This window comes from Streptomyces sp. NPDC029122 (genome assembly GCF_055569445.1).
The window spans coordinates 118,042-138,336 of record NZ_JBVHWK010000018.1 but is presented as its reverse complement, the minus strand read 5'-3'; the positions used below and the strand labels follow the sequence as shown (position 1 = coordinate 138,336).

The 20,295-nt window shown below is 72.1% G+C and carries 19 protein-coding genes and 1 riboswitch; of the genes, 12 read left to right on the top strand and 7 right to left on the bottom strand.

Annotation, left to right across the window (positions count from 1 at the left end; genetic code table 11):
* Window positions 1–78: 78 nt before the first annotated feature.
* Entirely contained in the window at window positions 79–609 is a 531-nt protein-coding gene (locus tag ACZ4WZ_RS21635) for a GlcG/HbpS family heme-binding protein (protein ID WP_467892602.1), read from the top strand.
* Window positions 610–648: 39 nt separating this feature from the next.
* Window positions 649–2,052: a M1 family metallopeptidase gene (locus tag ACZ4WZ_RS21630; RefSeq protein WP_467892600.1), complete on the top strand. Its 1,404-nt coding sequence runs from the start codon at window positions 649–651 to the stop codon at window positions 2,050–2,052.
* 76 nt (window positions 2,053–2,128) lie between these two features.
* On the opposite strand, the gene ACZ4WZ_RS21625 is transcribed toward ACZ4WZ_RS21630, so the two are convergent.
* On the bottom strand, window positions 2,129–2,704 hold the full coding sequence (locus ACZ4WZ_RS21625; protein ID WP_388942398.1) for a TerD family protein: 576 nt from the start codon (window positions 2,702–2,704) through the stop codon (window positions 2,129–2,131).
* Window positions 2,705–2,845: 141 nt separating this feature from the next.
* Between ACZ4WZ_RS21625 and arfB the strand changes: the two genes are divergently transcribed.
* On the top strand, window positions 2,846–3,271 hold the full coding sequence (gene arfB / locus ACZ4WZ_RS21620) for an alternative ribosome rescue aminoacyl-tRNA hydrolase ArfB (RefSeq protein ID WP_467892598.1): 426 nt from the start codon (window positions 2,846–2,848) through the stop codon (window positions 3,269–3,271).
* A gap of 43 nt (window positions 3,272–3,314) precedes the next feature.
* Here the strand turns inward: arfB and ACZ4WZ_RS21615 are convergent, their stop codons facing one another.
* Window positions 3,315–3,887, bottom strand: coding sequence for a flavin reductase family protein (locus ACZ4WZ_RS21615; RefSeq protein ID WP_467892596.1), 573 nt, complete (start codon window positions 3,885–3,887; stop codon window positions 3,315–3,317).
* A 356-nt stretch (window positions 3,888–4,243) separates the two neighbouring features.
* Between ACZ4WZ_RS21615 and cdgB the strand changes: the two genes are divergently transcribed.
* Both cdgB and ACZ4WZ_RS21605 read left to right on the top strand, forming a co-directional pair.
* On the top strand, window positions 4,244–5,974 hold the full coding sequence (cdgB, locus tag ACZ4WZ_RS21610) for a diguanylate cyclase CdgB (RefSeq protein WP_467892594.1): 1,731 nt from the start codon (window positions 4,244–4,246) through the stop codon (window positions 5,972–5,974).
* 68 nt (window positions 5,975–6,042) lie between these two features.
* A complete protein-coding gene (locus ACZ4WZ_RS21605) occupies window positions 6,043–7,056 on the top strand; it encodes a CBM35 domain-containing protein (protein WP_467892592.1) in 1,014 nt (337 codons plus the stop codon).
* A gap of 30 nt (window positions 7,057–7,086) precedes the next feature.
* On the opposite strand, the gene ACZ4WZ_RS21600 is transcribed toward ACZ4WZ_RS21605, so the two are convergent.
* The 3 genes from ACZ4WZ_RS21600 to ACZ4WZ_RS21590 all read right to left on the bottom strand — a co-directional run bounded on the left by ACZ4WZ_RS21600 (window position 7,087) and on the right by ACZ4WZ_RS21590 (window position 10,191).
* Window positions 7,087–8,004 (bottom strand): 1-phosphofructokinase family hexose kinase, encoded by a 918-nt coding sequence (locus tag ACZ4WZ_RS21600; RefSeq protein ID WP_467892590.1) that lies wholly within the window; start codon window positions 8,002–8,004, stop codon window positions 7,087–7,089.
* A gap of 103 nt (window positions 8,005–8,107) precedes the next feature.
* Window positions 8,108–9,259, bottom strand: coding sequence for an N-acetylglucosamine-6-phosphate deacetylase (gene nagA / locus ACZ4WZ_RS21595; RefSeq protein ID WP_467892588.1), 1,152 nt, complete (start codon window positions 9,257–9,259; stop codon window positions 8,108–8,110).
* On the bottom strand, window positions 9,259–10,191 hold the full coding sequence (locus tag ACZ4WZ_RS21590) for an ROK family protein (protein WP_467892633.1): 933 nt from the start codon (window positions 10,189–10,191) through the stop codon (window positions 9,259–9,261). The genes nagA and ACZ4WZ_RS21590 overlap by 1 nt, the downstream gene beginning before the upstream one ends.
* A gap of 210 nt (window positions 10,192–10,401) precedes the next feature.
* Between ACZ4WZ_RS21590 and ACZ4WZ_RS21585 the strand changes: the two genes are divergently transcribed.
* From ACZ4WZ_RS21585 to otsB, 3 genes are all read left to right on the top strand, one after another.
* Window positions 10,402–11,706, top strand: a complete 1,305-nt coding sequence (locus ACZ4WZ_RS21585; protein WP_467892586.1) for an extracellular solute-binding protein — start codon at window positions 10,402–10,404, stop codon at window positions 11,704–11,706.
* Between the two features lie 76 nt (window positions 11,707–11,782).
* On the top strand, window positions 11,783–12,067 hold the full coding sequence (locus tag ACZ4WZ_RS21580; protein ID WP_467892585.1) for a DUF3263 domain-containing protein: 285 nt from the start codon (window positions 11,783–11,785) through the stop codon (window positions 12,065–12,067).
* A gap of 104 nt (window positions 12,068–12,171) precedes the next feature.
* Window positions 12,172–13,029 carry a trehalose-phosphatase gene (gene otsB / locus ACZ4WZ_RS21575; protein ID WP_467892584.1) on the top strand — a complete coding sequence of 286 codons (858 nt, stop codon included), beginning with the start codon at window positions 12,172–12,174 and terminating at the stop codon, window positions 13,027–13,029.
* 33 nt (window positions 13,030–13,062) lie between these two features.
* Here the strand turns inward: otsB and ACZ4WZ_RS21570 are convergent, their stop codons facing one another.
* Together ACZ4WZ_RS21570 and ACZ4WZ_RS21565 are read right to left on the bottom strand one after the other, a co-directional pair.
* Window positions 13,063–14,520, bottom strand: a complete 1,458-nt coding sequence (locus ACZ4WZ_RS21570; RefSeq protein ID WP_467892582.1) for an alpha,alpha-trehalose-phosphate synthase (UDP-forming) — start codon at window positions 14,518–14,520, stop codon at window positions 13,063–13,065.
* A gap of 115 nt (window positions 14,521–14,635) precedes the next feature.
* Window positions 14,636–15,613 (bottom strand): glucosyl-3-phosphoglycerate synthase, encoded by a 978-nt coding sequence (locus ACZ4WZ_RS21565; protein WP_467892580.1) that lies wholly within the window; start codon window positions 15,611–15,613, stop codon window positions 14,636–14,638.
* 235 nt (window positions 15,614–15,848) lie between these two features.
* A riboswitch (SAM riboswitch) is annotated at window positions 15,849–15,986 on the top strand.
* A gap of 17 nt (window positions 15,987–16,003) precedes the next feature.
* Between ACZ4WZ_RS21565 and thrC the strand changes: the two genes are divergently transcribed.
* From thrC to groL, 4 genes are all read left to right on the top strand, one after another.
* On the top strand, window positions 16,004–17,293 hold the full coding sequence (thrC, locus tag ACZ4WZ_RS21560; protein WP_467892578.1) for a threonine synthase: 1,290 nt from the start codon (window positions 16,004–16,006) through the stop codon (window positions 17,291–17,293).
* Window positions 17,294–17,330: 37 nt separating this feature from the next.
* Window positions 17,331–17,609 carry a MoaD/ThiS family protein gene (locus ACZ4WZ_RS21555; RefSeq protein ID WP_467892576.1) on the top strand — a complete coding sequence of 93 codons (279 nt, stop codon included), beginning with the start codon at window positions 17,331–17,333 and terminating at the stop codon, window positions 17,607–17,609.
* A 381-nt stretch (window positions 17,610–17,990) separates the two neighbouring features.
* Window positions 17,991–18,197 (top strand): cold-shock protein, encoded by a 207-nt coding sequence (locus ACZ4WZ_RS21550; protein WP_008743607.1) that lies wholly within the window; start codon window positions 17,991–17,993, stop codon window positions 18,195–18,197.
* Window positions 18,198–18,510: 313 nt separating this feature from the next.
* The gene (groL, locus tag ACZ4WZ_RS21545; protein WP_007265555.1) at window positions 18,511–20,130 is read left to right on the top strand and encodes a chaperonin GroEL; all 1,620 of its coding nucleotides are present in this window, start codon (window positions 18,511–18,513) and stop codon (window positions 20,128–20,130) included.
* Window positions 20,131–20,295: the final 165 nt, after the last annotated feature.

Genomic DNA, 20,295 nt, shown 5'->3' with positions numbered 1-20,295 from the left:
GCCGGTACGGGGACGGCCCGGGGCGGGGTCCGGGGCCAGGCTTGGAGAGAGCCAGCCGACGACCCAACAGGAGCTGAAATGAACACCCGCACCCGCGTCCTCACCGGCACCGCCCTCGCCGTCGTCCTCGGCGCCGGCACCTTCGGCGCCGTCAGCGCGAGCGCCACCCCCGCCGCGCCGGCCAAGAAGAACTCCGACAAGAACTTCACCACCTCGACGCACCTCACCATCGGTGCCGCCACCCGCGCCGCGCAGGCCGCGCTGGAGGCCGCCGAGAAGGAGAACCAGAAGGTCACCGTCGCGGTGGTCGACCGCAACGGCAACACCATCGTCACCCTGCGCGGAGACGGCGCCGGCCCGCAGTCCTACGAGTCGGCGGAGCGCAAGGCGTTCACCGCCGTGTCCTGGAACGCCCCGACCTCCGTCCTCGTCGGCCGCCTCGCGCAGACCCCGAACCTGAAGGACATCCCGGGCACCCTCTTCCTCGGCGGCGGCGCCCCCGTCCAGGCGGGCGGCGCGCCGGTCGCCGGCATCGGCGTGGCCGGCGCCCCGAGCGGCGACCTGGACGAGAAGTTCGCCAAGGCCGGCGTGGAGTCCCTGCAGCAGTAGGGTCCGCTCCGCCGCTGATCACCCGCTTAGGATCGGCGCGTGGAACTCAAGCGCCTGGCCGCCCCCGCCGTCACCGCCCTGCTCGTCCTCACCACGGGATGTACCGGCGCGACGGTGCAGGGGCGGCCCGGCGCGTCCGGGCTGCGCGATCCGTTCTTCCCCCGGGCGGGCAACGGCGGCTACCAGGTCGACCACTACGCGCTGGACCTCGCCTACGACCCCGCCGACGGGCTGCTGCACGGCACGGCCGTCATCACCGCCCGCGCCGGTCAGGGCCTCAGCTCCTTCAACCTCGACTTCAGCGGCCTCAAGGTCGAGGCGGTGGACGTGCAGGGCGCCGCCGCCCGGTACAACCGGACCGGCAACGAGCTGACGGTGCGCCCGGCCAAGGACCTGAAGAAGGGCGAGGTCTTCCGTACGACGGTGGACTACTCCGGGCGGCCGAAGCCGGTCGTCGATCCGGACGGGTCCGAGGAGGGCTGGATCACCACCGAGGACGGTGCGGTCGCCGTCGGCGAGCCGGTGGGGTCGATGGGCTGGTTCCCCGGCAACCACCACCCGAGCGACAAGGCCGCGTACGACGTGACGGTCACCGTGCCGGACGGGTACGAGGCCGTGTCCAACGGGCGGCTGCGCTCCCGGCGGGAGACGGGGGACGGACGGACCGAGTTCGCGTGGCACAGCCCGGAGCCGATGGCGAGCTACCTGGCGACCGTCGCCGTCGGGAAGTTCAGGGTGAGCACCGGACGGACCCCCTCCGGGGTGGAGGTCTACCACGCCGTCGACGGCGGTGAGACGGCCGGCAGCGAGGCGGCGCTGAAGCGGCTGCCCGAGATGGTGGAGTGGGGAAGCACCAGGTTCGGCCCCTACCCCTTCGGCACGGCCGGTTCGATCGTGATGCCCGCGGGGACCCTCGAGTACGCGCTGGAGACCCAGACCAAGCCCGTCTACTCCGGCGCGCCCGGCGAGGAACTGGTGCTGCACGAGCTGGCCCACCAGTGGTTCGGGAACTCCGTCTCGCCGAAGTCCTGGAAGGACATGTGGCTCAACGAGGGCTTCGCCACGTACGCGGAGTGGCTGTGGTCGGAGGACCGGGGCGGCATCACCGCGCAGCGCCGTTTCGAGGCCTTCCTGGCGGGTGACACCTCGGTCGACGCGCAGGCCGGGGGCGGCTGGGACGCCTTTCCGCCCGCCGCGCCGCCCGGCGCCGCGCAGGTGTCCGACGCGCCCGTGTACTACCGGGGCGCCATGGTCCTGCACCGGATCCGGCAGGAAGTGGGGGACGAGGAGTTCTTCGGCCTGCTGCGCGGCTGGGCCGCCGACCACCGGCACGGCAACGCGAGCACCGCGGACTTCACCGCGTACGCGCAGCGGCGGACGGGCCACGACCTGAAGAAGGTGTGGGACGTGTGGCTGTACGGACAGGGCCGCCCCCGGGCGTAGGGGCGTCCGGACCGGACGCCGGCCGGGCCCCCCGCCCGGAGGTCCGGGGAGGGGGCTTCGGCCCGGCGGGCGGGGATCAGACGTTGACGCCGAAGTCCTGGGCGATGCCGACGAGGCCGGAGGCGTAACCCTGGCCGACCGCGCGGAACTTCCACTCGGCGCCGTTGCGGTAGAGCTCGCCGAAGACCATGGCGGTCTCGGTGGCGGCGTCCTCGGAGAGGTCGTAGCGGGCGATCTCGGCGCCGCCGGCCTGGTTCACCACGCGGATGTAGGCGTTGCGGACCTGGCCGAAGTTCTGGCTGCGGTTCTCGGCGTCGTAGATGGAGACCGGGAAGACGATCTTGTCCACGTCGGCGGGGAGGCCGGCGAGGTTGACGTTGATGGCCTCGTCGTCGCCCGAGCCCTCACCGGTGCGGTTGTCGCCGGTGTGGACGATGGTCTGGTCCGGGGTGGACTTGTTGTTGAAGAAGACGAAGTGACCGTCGGAGACGACCTTGCCCGTCGCGTTGACGGCGATGGCGGAGGCGTCCAGGTCGAAGTCGACACCGGTGGTGGTACGGACGTCCCAGCCGAGGCCGACCGTGACGGCGCTGAGGCCGGGGGCCTCCTTGGAGAGCGAGACGTTGCCGCCCTTGGACAGGCTTACTGCCATTTGACTGGTGTCCTTCCTCGTCACATGACCGCGATGTGTGGTCAAGCTACCGCTGCCGTTATAACGCGGGCAGGGGGGGCGAAGGTTCCAGGGACGCGGAAATGGGGTGACGTGGCGCGGGCGGGGGCCGATCATAGGGCCATGCCTGGTCCCCATGTCATCCGCGGTTCCGTCGTGCTCCCCGAGGCGGAGCTCGCCTGGCGGTTCTCGCGTTCCTCCGGGCCGGGCGGGCAGCACGTCAACACCTCCGACTCGCGGGTGGAGCTGCTGTTCGACCTGGCGGCGACCGAGGCGCTGCCGGAGGTATGGAAGGAGCGGGCGCTGGAGCGGCTCGCGTCCCGGCTGGTCGACGGCGTGGTGACGGTACGGGCCTCCGAGCACCGCTCGCAGTTCCGCAACCGGGAGATGGCGCTGGTCCGGATGGCCTCCCTGCTGGCGGAGGCCACGGCCCCGCCGCCGAAGCCGCGCCGGGCGACGAAGATCCCCCGGGGGATCAACGAGCGGCGCCTGCGGGAGAAGAAGGCCCGGGGCGAGACCAAGCGGAACCGCAGCGGGCGCGACTGGTAGCGCGGCCGGCGCCGCTTCGGCGACGCGGCCTGGAAGAGACGGCCTAAGGGGTCAGGTGCCGGTAGCGGCCGCGGAAGTAGGTCAGCGGCGGTGCGTCCGGGACCGGCAGGTCGGCGGCGAGGACGCGGCCGATGACCAGGGTGTGGTCGCCCGCCGTCACGCGTGACTCGGTGCGGCACTCCAGGGTGGCCAGCGCGCCCGACAGCAGCGGCGCGCCCGACAGGGCGCCGCGTACGTACGGGACCCCCTCGAACAGCAGCCGGTCGCTGATCCGGCCCTTCATCGCGAAGCGGCTCGCGACCTGGAGCTGGCTGTCCGCGAGGACGGAGACCGCCCACAGCGGCTGCTCGGCGAGCAGGTCGTCCATGCGGGAGTCCTCGCGCACGCTCACCAGGACCAGCGGCGGGTCCAGGGAGACCGACATGAAGGCGGTGGCCGTCATGCCGACGTCCTCGCCGCGGGGTCCGCCGGCGGTCAGGGGCGGCTCGTGCGCGGTGATCAGGCACACGCCGGCGGCCAGCCGGGACATGGCGGCACGGAACTCGTCGTTGCTCACCCCCTCAGGATGGGGGGTGGCGGGCGCGGGAGCCGGGTCTGAGGGGGTCGTCTTGGGCACGTACCGAACGCTAGTCCCGCGCCGGCGCGGCGCACATCGGCCCCCGGTACCAGCCGCGCCCCGGACCGGGGTCCTAGGTCATGGCGCGAAAGTCCGCCCGTCCGGCGCCACTTTCGCGCCGCGGCACGGGCCCAGGCCGTATCGTTTGCCGCCGGGAACGAGAGGGAGCGTTCCCACTCCGTACCGCTTCCCCAGCGCGCCCTTGTTCATCTCATGTGACTTGAGTCACAGAGGGCAAGATTTGTTGACCCTGTGTACCTGCCGCACAGCTCACTGTGATTCAGTGGACGGGACACCGCAACGAAACGCCGATGACATACCTGGAGTTGCTGTCGAGGTCTCGGGGAGAGCGAGCAATGGAGACCGAGTCGGAGCCGTACGTCCGTCTTGCGACCTTGCGGCAGCTGCACCAGGTGGTGGCCGAGCTCAACACCGCGCGGAGCCTGGCGGACACCCTGCAGACCGTCGTGGACGGGATCGTCAGGGGCCTCGGCTACGAACTCGCCTGTGTCAACCTCGTACGCCCTGACGGGGATCTCGTGGTCGCGGCCTTCGCCGGCGACCCCGCCGCCGAAGCCCTCATCACCGGCCGCGTCGGCTCCCGCCCCGCCTGGGAGCGCCGCCTGACCATGGGCGAGGACTGGGACGGCCTGCGCTTCATCCCGCACACCGAGGGCTGGGTCCTCCTGGAGGACGACGTCCCCCAGTGGCACACCGACGGCCCCGATCCGCGCTTCCAGGACGAGTGGCACCCCGAGGACCGGCTCTACGCCCCCATGTACGCGACGGGCGGGGAACTGCTGGGTGTCATTTCGGTGGACAGACCGCGCAACGGGCGCCGCCCCGGCGCGTGGGGGCGCGAAGCGCTCCAGATGTACGCCTTCCAGGCCGCCATTGCGATCAGCAACGCCAGGCTCCGCGCGAACATGCAGCGCGCCCTGGTCCGGCTGGAGCGGGAGCAGCAGGCGCTGCGCGCCAGCGAAGAGTCGTTCCGGCAGGCCTTCGAGTACGCGCCCAGCGGCATGGCCATCGCCGAGATGGGCGGCGACCAGCACGGCCGGCTGCTGCGCACCAACGACGCCCTGTGCCGCCTCCTGGGCCGGCCCGCCTCCGTGCTGCGCCGCTACTCCTTCTCCGACCTCGTCCACCCCGAGGACATCGGGACGCTGCTGCGCACCTCCGCCGAGGGCGGCCGCGCCGAGCTGCGCCTCGGGCGGCGCGACGGCACGTACGTCTGGGTCTCGCTGCGCAACTCGGTGGTCGCGGACGCCGCCGACGGGCCCCGCTTCCTGCTCACGCACGTCGAGGACATCGAGGAGCGCAAGCGGCACGAGCTCCAGCTCGCGCACCGGGCCAGCCACGACTCCCTCACCGGCCTGCCCAACAGCGCCGAGCTGCGCTCCCGGCTCGGGGCGCGCCTGTGCCGGCGGCCCCAGTCGGTACGGGCCAGCGCGGTGGAGGCGCTTGACGCGGCGTACGAGGGCCGCCCCGGGGCGGGTGGTGCCGGCGAGCACGGCTTTCCGCCCGAGGGGCAGCAGCACGGGTACGGCGGCGGCTACCCCGCCGGGCCGGCCGCCGCGCAGCCGGGCGACTCCTTCGACTTCCCCGGCCCGCTCCCGGGCCGGCCGGACGGCCCGTACGACCACCACGTGCACGCGGTGGCGCCCGCCACCGACATCGACGACGGCACGAAGGGGCTCGCGGTGCTCTTCTGCGACCTCGACGGCTTCAAGTCGATCAACGACCGGTTCGGCCACCACACCGGCGACGCCGTCCTGATCGAGGTGGCCCGGCGGCTGACGACGGGCGTCAGGGACGGTGACACCGTCGCCCGGCTGGGTGGTGACGAATTCGTGGTCCTCGCCGACGGGCTGGGTGCGGCCGACGCCGCCGACCTCGCCGTGCGGCTGCGCAACGCGATCATCCCGCCGATCCGGGTGGACGGCCGCGCGGTGCGCGTGGGGGCGAGTTTCGGGATCGGCTGGGCCAGCTGCGGGATGTCCGCGGAAGAGGTGCTGCGCTCCGCCGACCAGCGGATGTACATCGAGAAGCGGTCCCGTTCCAAGGCGCACCGGCGGGCCGGCTGATCACGCGGGCCGCCCGTGGGCGCACGTGTTCGGGGTAGGCTCCCGTGGGTCGAAAGGAGTGACCTGCGATGACGACGCCCGCGAACAACGGCCCGCACGGTGGGGCGAACAAGCCCGAGGACGATGACCCGTTCGGCTACCTCTACGCGGACGGCCAGGCCGCCGGAGCCACCCCGCCCGGTCAGGGCGGCGGATACGGCTACCCCGGCCCGACGGCCGGCGGACCGCCCGGCGCGCAGCCCGGCGTCCCCCGGACCTCGTACAACCAGGTGCGCACGGTCGGCGAGCGGACCTACGGCGGCCAGCGCGGCGCCGTTCCGCAGCAGCAGCCCCCGCAGGCCTACCAGGCCCAGTACCAGGCGCCCGAAGCCCTCCAGGCGAACGGCTACGGCGTCCCGCAGCAGCCGTCCGCGCCGACGGCGCACCACCAGCCGGTCCCGTCCCGGGGCGGCGGCCGCGGCGGTGGCTCCAGCCGCCGGGGCATGGTGATCGCGGCGATCGCGGTGGTCGCCGCCGTCGGCATCGGCATCGGCGCGGCCGTGGTCTTCGGCAAGAAGAACGACAAGGACGGCAAGAACCAGGCGACGGGCCCGGCCCAGTCGGTGGCGCCCACGCAGCCCGAGGGTTCCGCGGAGCCCAGCAGCACCCCGCCGCCCTCGCAGGCCCCGCTGCCGAAGGCGGACGCCTCGGGCGCGGGCATGGCCCTGACGGGCGGCGCGGCGCTGCAGGCCACGGTCCCCGGTGCCAAGAGCGCCGGGGGACAGTACGTCGGCAACTTCAACCAGGTCGGGGCCGCCGTCACTTGGACGCTGGACGTGCCCAAGTCGGCCAAGTACAAGCTGAAGATGACGTACGCGGTGCCGGGCAAGGACGCCAGCACCACGCTGACCGTCAACGGCGAGGCGCAGACCCGGCCGATAAACATGAAGAACTTCGCCCTCGCCAAGCCGGGCGAGTGGGGCTGGACGAACACCTACTCGCTGGTGGAGCTCAAGAAGGGCGTCAACACCGTCAAGATCTCGTGCGAGACGGGCAACCAGTGCGAGATCAACATCGACCAGCTCTGGCTCCAGCCGGAGTGACCGCACGCGCCCGGGGCGCCCCCGGCCGCCCTACAGGGCCGTGACCTTCACCGACCCCCGTACCTCCTCGTAGGTGCGGGGGTCGAAGTCTCCCGCCGTCGGGGCGTGGACGGTGGCCGCGGAGAGGGCCACCGCGCGGGTGAGGCGCTCGGGCCAGTCCAGGCCCCGGGTGAGTGCGGAGAGCAGGCCCGCCACCGCGGAGTCGCCCGCGCCGGTGGGGTTGCCGCGCAGCGGCCGGGGCGGGGCCGCCTCCCAGGTGCCCTCGGGGGTGGCGGCGAGCAGACCGGCCGGGCCCAGGGAGGTGACCACGGCGTGGGCGCCGCGGCGGCGGGCGTCGCGGGTGGCGGGCAGCGGGTCGCGGGAGCCGGTCAGCTCGGCCAGCTCGGCGGCGTTCGGCTTGATGACCTCCGGCCGGGCGGCGACCCCGCGGCGCAGGGCCTCGCCGCTGGTGTCGAGGAGCACGGGGACACAGGCCGCGCGGGCCGCCCGTACCAGGACCGCGTACGCGCCGACCGGCACGCCCGGGGGCAGGCTGCCGCAGAGGGCCACCGCGCGGGCCCCGGTGAGGAGTTCGGCGTACCGGTCGAGGAAGGCGGCCCATTCGGCGGCGGAGATCTGCGGGCCGGGCTCGTTGAACTGGGTGGTGTCGCCGGTGCTCTCGTCGACGACGGCCAGGGTGCGCCGGGTGGTGCCGGCGCAGGGGACGAGGGCGTCGACCACACCGGGGGTGCCCGCCAGGAGTTCGCGTACGACCTGCCCGGCCGGACCGCCGGCGAAGCCCGTCGCCGTGACCTCGTCGCCGAGCGCGGCGAGCACCCGGGCCACGTTCAGGCCCTTGCCGCCCGCGCGTTCGGTGACCCCGGTGACCCGGTGGGAGGTGTGCGGCAGCAGTCGCGGCACCCGGTGGGTGACGTCGAGGGCGGTGTTGAGCGTCACGGTGAGGATCATGGCCAGTCCCGGTCTTGGTGTGTGCCGGGATCATGCCAAATCGAGGGCGGCCGGCCCAGTCCCGCGGGCCGGCCGCCTCCGTCGTGCCGGGCGGACGACCGCTTCAGGACGGCGGGCTGACGATCCATTCGCCGCGCCGCATGACGCCCTTGACGTCGAACGCCGCGTCGAGGACCACCAGGTCGGCGTACTTTCCGGGCTCCAGCGAGCCGACCTCGTCGTAGAGGCCCAGCAGCTTGGCCGGGTTGGCGGAGATCGCCTGGACCACGGACTCGACGGGCAGCCGGTCCACCGTCACCGACCGCTTGAAGGCGGTGTCCAGGGTCAGCGTGGAACCGGCGATGGAGCCGCCCTCCACGAGCCGGGCCACGCCTTCGCGGACCTCCACCTCCAGCGGGCCGAGGTGGTAGGTGCCGTCGCCGAAGCCGGCCGCGTCCATGGCGTCGGTGATCAGTGCGACGCGGTGCGCGCCCGCGTGGTGGAAGGCCAGCTCCAGCATCGCCGGGTGCAGGTGGGTGCCGTCGTTGATCAGCTCGACGGTGACCCGTTCGTCCTCCAGCAGCGCGGCGATCGGGCCGGGCGCGCGGTGTTCGAGGCCCGGCATGGCGTTGTACAGGTGGGTGGCGACGGTCGCGCCGGCCTCGATGGCCTGGCGGGTCTCGTCGTACGTGGAGTCGGTGTGGCCGATGGCGGCGATGACCCCGTGCTCGGCCAGCAGCCGTACGGAGTCCAGGCCGCCGGGGAGTTCGGTGGCGAGGGTGACCATGCGGGCGGCGCCGTGCGCGGCGTCGACCAGCTTGCGGACCTCGGCCGGGTCGGGGTCGCGCAGCAGGTCCTCCTTGTGCGCGCCCTTGCGGCAGGGGTTGATGAAGGGGCCCTCGAAGTGGATGCCGGCGATCTCGCCCTGCTGGGTGAGTTCGGCGAGCAGTCCCGCGCGGCGGGCCAGTTCGTCCAGGCCGCCGGTGACGGTGGAGGCGACGAGGGTGGTCGTGCCGTGTTCGCGGTGGGTGCGTACGCCCTTGAGGACCTCCTCGGCGGTGCCGGAGGTGAAGGAGGCCCCGCCGCCGCCGTGGTTGTGCATGTCCACGAAGCCGGGGACGATCCAGTGCCCGGACAGATCGGTGACGTCCGCGTCCTCGCGGGCGCTGCCCACGATGCGGCCGCCCTCGACGATGACGCGGCCGCCCGCCACGATCCCGGTGGGCAGCACCACCCTCGCGCCGGAGAGAACGGTGCTGTGTGCGCTTCCGGACATCAGGCAGGTACCTCCGTGGCGAGTAGGTCCCAGGCGAGCAGCCCCGCGCCCAGGCATCCGGCGGTGTCCCCGAGGGCAGCCGGAACGATCTCGGGCAGCCGCTGGAACGTCACGCGCTCCTCGACGGCGGTCCTCAGTGGTGCGAACAACGTTTCCCCGGCCTCGGCGAGCCCGCCACCGATGATCAGCGTGTTCGGGTCCAGCAGGGTGATCGCGGTGACCAGGCCGTCGGCGAGGGCGCCGATGGCGGTCAGCCAGACCTCCCGGGCGGCGGCGTCCCCGGACTCGACGGCCTTGGCGCAGTCGGCGGCGTCCGCCGCCGGGTCGCCGGAGGCGGCGGCCCAGGCGCGGCTGACGGCGGAGGCGGAGGCCAGGGTCTCCAGGCAGCCGTGCTGGCCGCAGCCGCAGGCGGGGCCGCCGGGGCGGACCACGATGTGCCCGATCTCCCCCGCGTAGCCGTGGGCGCCGGCCTCGATCCGGCCCGCGATGCCGATGGCGCCGGCGATGCCGGTGCCGAGCGGGACGAAGAGGAAGCGGTCGGCGCCCAGTCCCGCGCCGATGCGGCCTTCGGCGAGTCCGCCCGTGCGGACGTCGTGGCCGAGGGCGACCGGGATCCCGCCGAGGCGGGCACCCAGCAGCTCGCGCATCGGTACGTCGCGCCAGCCCAGGTTCGCCGCGTACACGGCGATGCCCCGGTCGGCGTCGACGATGCCGGGGACGGCGACGCCGGCGGCCGAGGCGGCCGTGCCGAAGCGGGCGCGGCCCAGGCCGAGGAGCTCGGAGGCGAAGTCCAGGATCGTCTCGACGACGGCTTCGGGGCCCCGCTCGCGGCCGGTGGCGCGGCGTGCCTCGTGCAGCAGGGTGCCGTCCGCGCCGATGAGGGCGGCCTTGATCCCGGTGCCGCCCACATCGAGGGCGATGACGTGTTTCACGGGTTTCACAGCAGACAGTCTCGCGTGCTCGGCGGGGAAAGGTCTAGTCCATTGGAGGGGATTGTTGAGCGGCCATACAAATCCGGGCCCCCGCCCGGACACGGTCCGGACACAGTCCGCGGCGAGCCCCGTTCCGGATGTGGAGGAGCCGCCAAAGTGGTGTAGACCTTACGTCGGATCGTACGTACAACCTGGGGTGGATCAAGAACTGTGAAGGGCCGTTACCTGAGGCCGGCGGCGACCGGCGCCGCGCTGTGCCTGACCGTGGCGACGCTGGCGGGCTGTGGAACCGTCTCCGGCCTCACCGGGGACAACGAGGTGACCCTGCGGGTCGTGGCGGCCGACTACGGGGACAATCCGCAGAACTCCTCCGCCGGCTACTGGAAGGACCTCGCCACCTCCTTCGAGAAGGACAACCCCGGCGTCCGCGTCGAGGTCAGCGTCTACTCCTGGTCGGAGGTCGACGCCAAGGTCGCCGCCATGGTCGAGGCCGGCAAGGCCCCCGACATCGCGCAGATCGGCGCCTACGCCGACTACGCGGAGGCCGGCAAGCTCTACACCGCCGACGAGCTGCTCTCCGTCAACACCGAGGCCGACTTCCTCGCCCCGCTCGCCGACGCGGGCAAGGTCAAGCGGGTGCAGTACGGCATGCCCTTCGTCGCCAGCACCCGGCTGCTCTTCTACAACCAGAAGCTGCTCGGCGACGCCGGGGTCATCCCCAAGGACGCCAACGCCTCCTGGCAGCCCAAGAGCTGGGCGGAGCTGGAGGCGGCCGCCAAGAAGCTCAAGGCTGCGAACGTCCCGACCCCCTTCGCGCTGCCGCTCGGCCGCGAGGAGGCCCAGGCCGAGACGATGATGTGGATGCTCGCGGGCGGTGGCGGCTACACCGACAACGAGGAGGCGTACGCGATCGACTCCCCGGAGAACGTCAAGTCGCTGGAGTTCCTGCGCGACAAGATGGTCGGCCAGCAGCTGACCGGCCCGGTGGAGCCCGGCAAGCTGGACCGCCAGGCCGCCTTCGACGCCTTCACGCGCGGCGAGGTGGGCATGCTCAACGGCCACCCGACGCTGCTGAAGCAGGCCGCCGGCAAGGGCCTGAGGTTCGGCATGGTCGCCATGCCGACCGCCGACGGCACCGACCACTCCACGATGGGCGTCGCGGACTGGGTGATGGCCTTCAAGAACGGCCACAAGAAGGAGTCCGGGAAGTTCCTGGACCACCTGTTCTCCGCGAAGAACGTGACCGCCTTCACCAACCGGTACGACCTGCTGCCCGTCACCACCAGCGGCTACCGGGCCATGGCCGCCAGCACCGGCGGCACGGCCACCCAGCTGAGGACCTTCCTGACCGCCCTGCCCAGCGCCCGGCTCTACCCGGTCGGCAAGAAGTCCTGGGCCGGCGTCAGCGAGGACGTCAAGCAGAACATCGGCAAGGCCGTACAGCCGGGCGGGCAGCCCGCGAAGGTCCTGGAGGAGATCGCCACCAAGGCGCGCAAGGCGGACGGCGAACGCTGACCCCCCGGCCCCGTGGCACCGCGACCGGCCCCGACCGGGCCGGAGCGGTGTCGGTGGGCGGCGTTAATCTGGCCGTATGACGGACGGCGGCCAGGCGGGTGAGACGGCGGAGACCGGGGCGGCGGAGACGGCACACGGCCGGCTGACCGCCGCCGAGGCCGCCGTGCTCGCCTACGAGGGCCGCAGCTGGCCCGGCCCGGGAGCCAAGGAGCGGGCCGTGCGCGAAGGCCTCGGGCTCACCCCGGTCCGCTACTACCAGCTGCTCAACGCCCTCATGGACGACCCGCGCGCCCTCGCCCACGCCCCCGGCACCGTCAACCGCCTCCGCCGCATCCGCGAGGCCCAGCGGGCCCGGCGCTAGGCCGTCTCTTCCGGGTCTTGCCGGGTCAGGCCAGATCCGGAAGAGACGGCCCAGCTCGGGGGAAGGCTGGTCGGCGCCGTGGCCGCCCCGGTAGGGTCATCCGTATGGGGAGCCAGCCGCACGACCTGCCGCCGATGCCCGTGCCCGCCACCGCAGCCGGACGCGAGGGACTCGAAGCCCTCCTCCGCGCACCCCGCAGAGCCGTGATCGCCCTCGATTTCGACGGCACCCTCGCCGAGATCGTCCCCGACCCCGAGCAGGCGCGCGCCCACCCCTCCGCCGTACCGGCGCTCGCCGCGCTGGCGCCGCAGGTGGAGGCCGTGGCCGTCATCACCGGCCGGCCCGCCGGGGTCGCCGTCCGCCACGGCGGCTTCGCCGGGGTGCCGGGACTGGAGCACCTCGTGGTCCTGGGCCACTACGGCGCCGAACGCTGGGACGCGGTCACCGGCATCGTCCACGCCCCCGCCGAACACCCCGGCGTCGCCGCCGTACGGGCGGAGCTGCCGGGGTTCCTCGACGCGATCGGGGCGTGGCGCGGGACCTGGATCGAGGAGAAGGGCCGGGCGCTGGCCGTCCACACCCGCCGCGCCGAGGACCCGGCCGCCGCCTTCGACGCCCTGCGCGAACCCCTCGCCGAGCTCGCCGCCCGGCACGGGCTGATGGTCGAGCCGGGGCGCGCCGTGCTGGAGCTGCGCCCGCCGGGCATGGACAAGGGCGTCGCCCTGACCGAGTTCCTGGAGGAGCGGAACGCCGGGGCGGTGCTGTACGCGGGGGACGACCTGGGCGACCTCGCGGCGTACTCGGCGGTCGAGAAGCGCCGCGCCGAGGGCCTCCCGGGGCTGCTGGTGTGCAGCGGCTCGGCCGAGGTCCCGGAGCTCGCGGCCCGCGCCGACCTGGTCCTCCCCGGCCCGGCGGCGGTGGCGGCCTTCCTGGCGCGGCTGGCGGCCGCCCTCACGTCCTGAGGGGCGGGGGCGCGGGCCGCGCCCCCGCCCGCCTCACCCCCGCAGTGCGTCCAGCTGGGCCGTGAACCAGGCCGTCGGGGGGAGGGCCGTCGCGGCCGCCGCCAGGCGCTTGGTGCGTTCCGCGCGTTCCGCCGCCGGCATGGACAGGGCCTCGTGGAGGGCTTCGGCCGTCGCGGAGACGTCGTACGGGTTGACCGTCAGCGCGTCCCCGCGGAGCTCCTCGTACGCCCCCGCCCCGGTGGACAGCACCAGCGCGCAGCCCGCCTCCGACACCACCGGGATCTCCTTGGCGACCAGGTTCATCCCGTCCCGCACCGGGTTGATCAGTGCCACGTCGGCCAGGCGGTACGCGGCCAGGGAGCGGGCGAAGTCGTCCTGCACGGAGAGGAGGACCGGCTGCCAGTCCTCCGTGCCGAACTCCTCGTTGATCTCCGCCGCCAGCTCGCGCACCGACGCCGTGTACGCCCGGTACACCTCCAGGTCCTGCCGCGAGGGGTAGGCGGACGCCAGGTGCACCACGCGGCCGCGCCACTCGGGGTGGACGGTCAGCAGCTCCCGGTAGGCCAGCAGGCCGCGCAGGACGTTCTTCGACAGTTCCGTGCGGTCGACCCGGACGATGGTCTTCCGGTCGCCGACCTCCGCCCTCAGCGCGGCCAGCTTGTCGTCGACCTCCGGCCGGTGCGCGAGCTTGCGCAGGTCTTCTTCGTCCACGCCGAGGGCGAAGACCGCGACGTCGGTCCGCTTGTGCCGCACGGGGCTCATGGGGTTCTTGTCGACGTAGCGGGACTTCGACGGCTCCACCCCGGCCGGGAACTTCGGCTCGGCGACGCCCCGCTCGTCGTCCAGCTGCGCGCCGGCCATGAAGCTGTGTGCCCACGCCCAGGTGTGGAAGCCGACCAGGTCCGCACCGAGCATGCCCCACACCAGCCGGCTGCGGATGTCGTCCGGGAGCATGCCCAGGAACTCCCGCGAGGCCCACGGGGTGTGCGTGAAGTGCGCGATCCGCAGGTCCGGGCGCAGTTCGCGCAGGGCCCCCGGGACCAGGGCGAGGTGGTAGTCCTGGACCAGGACCGACGCGCCCTCCGCCGCCTCCTCCGCCAGGGCCTGGGCGAAGGCCTGGTTGTACGCGGTGTACGAGTCCCAGCGGCGGCGGAACGCGGCGTCGAAGACCGGCTCGCGCGGGACGTCGTACAGGTGGTGGTGGGTGAACCAGAGCACGGAGTTCGCGATGCCGTTGTAGGCGTCGTCGTACACCTCGGGATCGATGTCCAGCATCCGGACGCCGGGCTCGGAGACGCCCCGGTGGACCGCCTCCCGGTCGGCGTCCGACAGGGCCGCGCAGATCCACAGGGCCTCCGGCTGCGCGGCGAGCGCCGCGGACAGGCCGGAGACGAGGCCGCCGCCGCCGCGGCGGGAGCTGAGGGTGCCGTCGGCGTCGAGGGCGTACGAGAGCGGGCCGCGGTTGGCGGCGACGAGAACCTGAGAAGCCATACGGGAAGCCATGCGGCGAACCTAGCCCGGTCGGTCCTCGCTCAAACGTCCGGTAATTGTCCGGTTCGTCACGTCCTGGCCGACCCGGGGCTCACGCCACCCGCCGACCCGGGGCTCACGCCACCCGCCGGACCGCGTACTCCTCGACCTCCAGCATCGGCGGCCGCTCCTCCGTGTCCACCGCGTACGTGCGCGGAACGAACCCGTCCGGCCCCCGCTCGAACTGCGTCAGCCTCGGCCGTACCTGTGGGTGCCCCCGGCGGTGGCCGGGGGCGTGCCCGCGCGCGAGCCGCAGCTGCGCGGTGCGGTAGATCGCCGCGGCCATCCGGCCCAGCGCCTGCCCGTCCTGGTGCCGGTGCAGCCGGACCCCGACGTCCACCTGGGCCAGTCCGTCCAGCCCGACCGTGTGCAGCGCGTCCACCAGCAGACCCAGCTCCACCCCGTACCCGACGGGGAAGGGCAGCCGCTCCAGCAGGGAGCGGCGTACGGCGTACTCGCCGCCCAGCGGCTGGACGAAGCCGGCCAGCTGGGGCCAGTGGAGGTTGAGGAGGGGGCGGGCCACCAGCTCCGTGACGCGCCCGCCCTGGCCCGGGGCGTCGCCGAGCGGGCGGTCGTACATCGCCTTGACGAACTGCACCGGCGGGTCGGTCAGCAGCGGTCCGACGATCCCGGAGACGAAGGCGGAGTCGAAGTCCCGCAGGTCGGCGTCCACGAAGCAGACGATGTCCCCGGTGGTGGCCAGCAGCGAGCGCCACAGCACCTCGCCCTTGCCGGGCACGGCCGGGATCCGCGGCAGCACCGAGTCCCGGTGCACCACCCGGGCACCGGCGTTCGCCGCGACCTCGGCCGTACGGTCGGTGGAGCCGGAGTCGACCACCACCAGCTCGTCCACCAGGGGGACCGCGAGGCCCTCGATGAGGTCGCGCCGGATCACCTCCACGATCTGCCCGACCGTGGCCTCCTCGTCGAGCGCGGGCAGCACCACGCTCACCGTCGTACCGGACGCCCGTTTCCGGTCGAGCAGCCGGTCGAGCGGTCGGTCGGCGGCGGACCAGGAGCGGACCGCCAGCCAGCGCTCCACGTCATCCAGCACTCTCAGCACTCCCTGGGCTTCTCTGCGGCACTCGGCACCCGATGCCCGGCGCTCGGTACTCGGCGGCACTCGGCGGTTTTCGGCCGAATTGTGATCCATCTCGCGGTTCGGACGGCTGTCTCAACCGCCCGCCCCTTCGGTTACAGTCTTGAACAACGCGAAGGACCACCGCATGCCGGGGGTCCCGCGTACAAACGCACCGGCGCGCCAGAGAGCGCGTGTGCCGGTGCCATACCGCTCATCCAGAGGGGCAGAGGGACACGGCCCGTTGAAGCCCCGGCAACCCTCCAGTCGGTTCTCGCCACGCGAGGCCCCGGCTAGGGAAGGTGCCAATTCCGTCTCATGGCGAAGTGCGCCATGGGGAAGATGAGGAGAAAGGGCCTCGCCATCATGGCTGCACAGACTGTCGCCACCTCTGCCACCACCGGGTCCGTCGATCTGGGACCCGCCACCGGCCTTTCCTGTCGTGAGTGCGGCACCCGCTTCGAGCTCGGCCCGATCTTCGCCTGCGTCGAGTGCTTCGGCCCCCTGGAAGTCGCCTACGAGCTTCCGCTCGGCGACCCGGAGGCCCTGCGCGCCGCGATCGAGGCCGGCCCGAACAACATCTGGCGCTACGCGCCCCTGCTGCCCGTCCCGGCGGACGTGGCCTCCAAGCCGAGCCTGAACCCGGGCTTCACCAAGCTCGTGGACGCCGAGAACCTGGCCAAGGAGCTGGGCTTCACCGGCAAGCTCTACGTGAAGGACGACTCCGGCAACCCGACGCACTCCTTCAAGGACCGCGTCGTGGCCATCGCCGTCGAGGCCGCCCGCGCCTTCGGCTTCACCACCCTGTCCTGCTCCTCCACCGGCAACCTGGCCGGCGCCGTCGGCGCCGCGGCCGCCCGCGCCGGCTTCCGCTCGTGCGTGTTCATCCCGCACGACCTGGAGCAGGGCAAGGTCGTCATGGCCGGCGTCTACGGCGGCGACCTGGTCGGCATCGAGGGCAACTACGACGACGTCAACCGCTTCTGCTCCGAGCTCATCGGCGACCCGCTGGGCGAGGGCTGGGGCTTCGTCAACGTCAACCTGCGTTCCTACTACGGCGAGGGCTCCAAGACCCTGGCGTACGAGATCTGCGAGCAGCTCGGCTGGCGCCTGCCCGACCAGATCGTCATCCCGATCGCGTCCGGCTCCCAGCTGACGAAGATCGACAAGGGCCTCCAGGAGCTGATCAAGCTGGGCCTCGTCGAGGACAAGCCGTACAAGATCTTCGGCGCCCAGGCCGAGGGCTGCTCCCCGGTGTCGACCGCCTTCAAGGCCGGTCACGACGTGGTCCGCCCGCAGAAGCCGAACACCATCGCCAAGTCCCTGGCCATCGGCAACCCGGCGGACGGCCCGTACGTCCTGGACATCGCGCGGCGCACCGGCGGCTACGTCGAGGACGTGAACGACGAGCAGGTCGTCGAGGCCATCAAGATCCTGGCGCAGACCGAGGGCATCTTCGCCGAGACCGCGGGCGGCGTGACCGTCGGCGTGACGAAGAAGCTGATCGAGAACGGGCAGCTCGACCCGGCCCTGACCACCGTGGTCCTGAACACCGGTGACGGCCTCAAGACCCTGGAGGCGGTGGCCGCGGACAGCGGCCAGACCGCCACCATCCGCCCCAGCCTGGACGCGTTCCGCGCCGCCGGCCTGGCCTGACCATCTCCCCCTGCTCTACCGGAAAGGCAGTAGCGCCATGAGCGTCAACGTCCGCATCCCCACCATCCTGCGCACCTACACCGGCGGCAAGGCCGAGGTCCCGGCCGAGGGCGCGACCCTCGCCGAGGTCATCGAGTCCCTGGAGCAGAACCACCCGGGCATCGCCGCGCGCGTCCTGGACGACCAGGGCAAGCTGCGCCGCTTCGTGAACGTCTACGTCAACGACGACGACGTGCGCTTCGAGGGCGGCCTGCAGGCGGCGACGCCGGACGGCGCCGGCGTCTCGATCATCCCCGCGGTGGCCGGCGGCTGCTGACCGAACACATCAGAATTGCCCCCTCCGTCATAAACGGAGGGGGCAATTCTGCTTGATTGGGCGCGGTAGAGTTGGGGCAGTCCCCTCCGCTGTTCTTGCCCGCCGCATATGAGCGGGCCGACGGATGGTTGACATTGAGTCAACATGCGCGCGCCTTTTGGGCCTTTGGTGCTGCTTGTCTGGCCCGAGTTGCCCTGGAATATTCCAAATTTTCACTCTATTTCAACGTTTCCGCGTGTCCAGATTTCTCGTCGGATTGACCTGTTGCTGACAGCACCGGTGCGGATACATTCAGCCGCGGTCGAGGCGTTCCGGCGCAAGTTCTGACCCGGGACCGCGAAGTGCGGTCCTGCGCAAGGGCCAGTAATAGGGGAGTTAGGCATGGCTCAGGGCACCGTCAAGTGGTTCAACGCGGAGAAGGGCTACGGCTTCATCGCGGTCGACGGTGGTGCGGATGTGTTCGTCCACTACAGCGCCATCCAGATGGACGGGTACCGCACCCTCGAAGAGGGTCAGCGGGTCGAGTTCGAGATCTCGCAGGGCCAGAAGGGTCCGCAGGCGGACATGGTCAAGCTCGCGGCCGGCTGAGCCGGAGCGGACGCGTTCGGCCACCGACGCACGCACACGCATGAGGGGCCCACATCCTGGACAGGGTGTGGGCCCCTCCTGCGTGTCGGCCCCGTCTCGCCCGCGTGTTGCCGGAAGCCGCTTGCACTCGTGGGGGTCGAGTGCTAATCATTGGCGTTAGCACTCTCCGGGTGAGAGTGCTACTAAGACGAGGACCGGGTCGGTGAGGCCCGCAGGGTCCGGCGGGAAGGAACCGCCGGATCCGCAGGCCGTCCGTCGCGGGCGCGGGCGCGGTCCGGAGCAATCCACCCCTGTCCGGGAGGACCACTTCACCATGGCCAAGATCATCGCGTTCAACGAGGAGGCCCGGCGCGGTCTCGAGCGTGGCATGAACCAGCTCGCCGACGCCGTCAAGGTCACCCTTGGCCCCAAGGGTCGCAACGTCGTCCTTGAGAAGAAGTGGGGCGCCCCCACGATCACCAACGACGGCGTCTCCATCGCCAAGGAGATCGAGCTCGAGGACCCGTACGAGAAGATCGGCGCAGAGCTGGTCAAGGAAGTCGCCAAGAAGACGGACGACGTCGCCGGTGACGGTACGACCACCGCGACCGTCCTCGCCCAGGCGCTCGTCCGCGAGGGTCTGCGCAACGTGGCCGCCGGTGCCAACCCGATGGCCCTCAAGCGCGGTATCGAGAAGGCCGTCGAGGCCGTATCGGCTGCCCTGCTGGCCCAGGCCAAGGATGTCGAGACCAAGGAGCAGATCGCTTCCACGGCCTCCATCTCCGCCGCCGACACCCAGATCGGCGAGCTCATCGCCGAGGCCATGGACAAGGTCGGCAAGGAAGGCGTCATCACCGTCGAGGAGTCCCAGACCTTCGGTCTGGAGCTGGAGCTCACCGAGGGCATGCGCTTCGACAAGGGCTACATCTCGGCGTACTTCGCCACCGACATGGAGCGTATGGAGGCGTCCCTGGACGACCCGTACATCCTGATCGTCAACTCCAAGATCGGCTCGGTCAAGGACCTGCTGCCGCTCCTGGAGAAGGTCATGCAGTCCGGCAAGCCGCTGCTGATCATCGCCGAGGACGTCGAGGGCGAGGCCCTGTCGACCCTGGTCGTCAACAAGATCCGCGGCACCTTCAAGTCCGTCGCCGTCAAGGCCCCGGGCTTCGGCGACCGCCGCAAGGCCATGCTCGGCGACATCGCCATCCTCACGGGCGGCACGGTCATCTCCGAGGAGGTCGGCCTCAAGCTGGAGAACGCCGGTCTCGACCTGCTCGGCCGCGCCCGCAAGGTCGTCATCACCAAGGACGAGACCACCATCGTCGACGGTGCCGGTGACAGCGACCAGGTCCAGGGCCGCGTCAACCAGATCCGCGCCGAGATCGAGAACTCCGACTCGGACTACGACCGCGAGAAGCTCCAGGAGCGCCTCGCGAAGCTGGCCGGCGGCGTGGCCGTCATCAAGGCCGGTGCCGCGACCGAGGTCGAGCTCAAGGAGCGCAAGCACCGCATCGAGGACGCCGTCCGCAACGCGAAGGCGGCCGTCGAGGAGGGCATCGTCGCCGGCGGTGGCGTGGCCCTGCTCCAGGCCTCCTCGGTCTTCGAGAAGCTCGAGCTCACCGGTGACGAGGCGACCGGCGCCAACGCCGTGAAGCTCGCGCTGGAGGCCCCGCTGAAGCAGATCGCCGTCAACGGTGGTCTCGAGGGCGGCGTCGTCGTCGAGAAGGTGCGCAACCTGGCCGTCGGCCACGGTCTGAACGCCGCGACCGGCGAGTACGTCGACATGATCGCCGAGGGCATCATCGACCCGGCGAAGGTCACCCGCTCCGCCCTGCAGAACGCCGCGTCCATCGCCGCGCTCTTCCTGACCACCGAGGCCGTCATCGCCGACAAGCCGGAGAAGGCCGCCGCCGCTCCGGGCGGCATGCCGGGCGGTGACATGGACTTCTGATCGGCCCCTGGCTCCGGCCTCTGGTTGGTCCGCTGTTCTCGTACCGAGGGCGGGGGGGCCCCCCCCCCCCCGGGGGGGGGGGCGCCGGCAGCGTTTGCTTTCTCTCTACCCCGTGGGTGCTTGTTTCCCATTCCAAAGGCGTAGAGAGAGGGAAAGCACACCAGA